We start from the raw sequence: 2476 nt of genomic DNA, 5'->3' as shown, positions 1-2476 counted from the left end.
TTTGTAACGCCCTTAGGGATTGCCATGGGAAGTGAGCATTAATATGGATGCATTAGTTAAACTGGTGCTAGAACGCCTAGAAAAGCGTATGACATCCACTGCTACGTTTATGGTCACAGAGTGCAATAGCTATGATGAACATATATTGTTGCAGAATCAACTCATTTCTTTCAGTGGTATAGATTATGGTCATATACGAGAGTTAATGGGCGATACATTGGTGCCTTGGGTTACTTATTTGCATCGTGCATTAGCCTATGACTGTGAGGTGACAATACGCCTAGCAGTTCCTGTAACCTCGTTGATGAATCCATCAGTCATTCTAGATTGGCCTATCAAATTTTTAGATAAATTTGGTCGTCCTATATATGCTAGTCATCAAGCTTGGATAACGGCCTCTTTTGTTAGATCTTGTGAAAGTCAGTCTATTATCGTCATATATAGGGGACAACGGTTCACCATGGCTGCTCGAGATGAAATCGAGCGCTTAGGTATCACAATAATTGAAGGGAACGAGAAGTATGCAAGTCGGTAAAGTTGTGGGTAGTATCGTATCTACTCAAAAGCATGAATCTCTAAAGGGAATGAAACTGATGATGGTGGACATTCTCGACGGAGAACAAGAGTTGACGGGGCGCATAGAAATCGCCGTCGATACAGTATGTGCTGGTGAAGGTGAATATGTGCTTCTAACTCGAGGCTCATCGGCACGGCATATTTTCGAAGATGATAGAGGCACCGCAGTAGATTGTGCTATTGTGGGTATTATTGATAGTTTTGAAAAATAATTGTATAGGAAATAGCTGGTGCCAGAGTTAAACCTAGTTATTGTGTCACATCATGAATGTATCCTTGATTGTGTACACCGTTAGTTGACATGGTCATTGCATCAGCAATGCAACCTATATGGAGGTTCATGATGGAAAACAATACACAGTTGAAAGAAATGATCCGCTCCATGGTTATAGATGTATTACAGGGGCAAAATCAAGAATCTGCCTCATCACAACCTATTAAACAAGCGCCTAGAGATCAAGTTGAGCCAGGTGTATTTGATACGGTTGATGACGCAATTCAAGCAGCAAAAGCAGCGCAAGCGCGCTTTGAAGATTGTACCTTGGCAACCCGTGAAAAGGTAATAGCAGACATCCGTGCTGCTATGCGTCCACGAGTACAAGAGTTGGCTCAAAAAACCGTTGAAGAAACGGGGATGGGGCGCGTTGCAGATAAAGTACTGAAATTAAACCTTACACTTGATAAAACACCGGGCGTAGAAGATCTCGTTACAGAGTGTGAAACCGGTGATAATGGCATGACATTATACGAATTATCTGCTTACGGTGTCATCGGTGCTATTACACCAAGTACAAATCCAGCGGAAACATTAATATGTAATACTATCGGCATGTTAGCAGCAGGAAATGCCGTATTCTTTAGTGTTCATCCTGGTGCTAAGCATCTTAGTCGATTGCTTGTTAGTGAACTTAATCAAATTATCGCTAAATCGATTGGCATTGAAAACCTTATCGTAACACTTCGTGAGCCATCTATTGAGTCCGCTCAAGAGATGATGTTGCACCCCGATGTGAGTCTATTAGTTGTTACTGGTGGCCCTGGGGTTGTAAAACAAGCGCTTCAAAGTGGTAAAAAGGTTATCGGTGCCGGTGCTGGTAATCCACCAGCCTTTGTAGACGAAACAGCAGATATTAAAAAGGCAGCTCAAGATATCGTCCTCGGTGCTAGCCTTGATAATAATATTCTATGTATCGCTGAAAAGAGCGTCGTTGCTATGCGCCAAATTGAGCCACAGCTAGTTCAAGAAATGGTGAAAGCAGGATGCGTCCTCATTGAAAATCAACAAGATATTCAACGCTTAGTGGATTTAACTGTATTACCAAATGGGACACCAAACAAAAAGTTCGTCGGTAAGAATGCAAGCGTCATTCTTGATGCAGCACATATTCCGTACAACGGTGATCCACGATTGATCATCATGCGTACACCAAAAGACCATCCATTTGCAGTGATTGAAATGTTAATGCCTATTCTACCGGTTGTAACGGTAGATAGCTTTGATGAAGGTCTCGATGTATGCTTGATGTTAGAAGCGGGCTTACATCATACGGCAACAATGCATTCCTTAAATATGGAACGCCTCAATCGGATGGCCCGTAAAATGAAAACATCTATTTTTGTTAAAAATGGTCCATCTTATGCTGGCCTTGGTTTTAGTGGAGAAGGTACAACAACCTTTACGATTGCTACACCTACTGGGGAATCGACTACATCGGCTCGCTGCTTTGCACGACGTCGTAGATGTTGTTTAACAACAGGATTTAACATTCGATAGGTGGTGAGCATATGAATAAATGGACTTTTCCAACTCAAATTTATGCAGGACCAGATTCGTTGAATCGTCTTACAGAATTTAATAATGAATCCATCCTTATCATATGTGATCCATTTTTAAAAGATT

Annotated in this window: 3 protein-coding genes; all 3 read left to right on the top strand. The window is 41.5% G+C overall.

Features of this window, described 5'->3' with window-relative positions:
* Positions 1 to 43 precede the first annotated feature (43 nt).
* The 3 genes from pduM (at position 44) to QZ334_RS07320 (ending at position 2350) form a co-directional block, all read left to right on the top strand.
* Positions 44 to 535 (top strand): PduM family microcompartment protein, encoded by a 492-nt coding sequence (pduM, locus tag QZ334_RS07330; protein ID WP_005385299.1) that lies wholly within the window; start codon positions 44 to 46, stop codon positions 533 to 535.
* Positions 522 to 788: a EutN/CcmL family microcompartment protein gene (locus tag QZ334_RS07325; protein ID WP_005385304.1), complete on the top strand. Its 267-nt coding sequence runs from the start codon at positions 522 to 524 to the stop codon at positions 786 to 788. Before pduM ends, QZ334_RS07325 begins: the two co-directional genes overlap by 14 nt.
* Before the next feature lie 128 nt (positions 789 to 916).
* A complete protein-coding gene (locus QZ334_RS07320) occupies positions 917 to 2350 on the top strand; it encodes an aldehyde dehydrogenase family protein (RefSeq protein ID WP_232013616.1) in 1434 nt (477 codons plus the stop codon).
* The last annotated feature ends 126 nt before the right edge of the window (positions 2351 to 2476 follow it).

Origin of the sequence: Veillonella sp., assembly GCF_019414865.1 — a bacterium.
In the GTDB taxonomy this organism is placed as follows: domain Bacteria; phylum Bacillota; class Negativicutes; order Veillonellales; family Veillonellaceae; genus Veillonella.
This window is presented reverse-complemented; position numbering and strand designations above follow the sequence as displayed.